The organism is Achromobacter sp. GbtcB20, assembly GCF_019091095.1.
GTDB classification, from domain to species: Bacteria; Pseudomonadota; Gammaproteobacteria; order Burkholderiales; family Burkholderiaceae_B; genus Achromobacter; species Achromobacter mucicolens.
Map to the genome: position 1 here is coordinate 1 of NZ_JAGXJZ010000704.1, position 252 is coordinate 252.

General features: G+C 60.3%; 1 pseudogene. It reads left to right on the plus strand.

The annotated features are described in order from the left end of the window. Nucleotides 1–252, plus strand: a pseudogene (locus KVT32_RS30800) (transmembrane anchor protein); the annotation flags it as partial.

Genomic DNA, 252 nt, shown 5'->3' on the forward strand with positions numbered 1-252 from the left:
CCCGCGCTGCGGAACCGTCGGCGAAAGCCGACGAGATCACGGTCACCCTATCGCCTGGTGCGGGGACCGAAGTCAAGATGGACATGGATGGTGGCGACAAAGTCAGCTATGCATGGGAAGCGAGCGGTGGGAAGGTCAATCACGATACGCATGGTGAGCCGTTGAACGGTCCTGCAAACGCATTCCACCGCTACCTTAAGGAAAACGACGTGACCGGCCGTAGCGGCGAACTTACGGCCCAGTTTGCCGGCT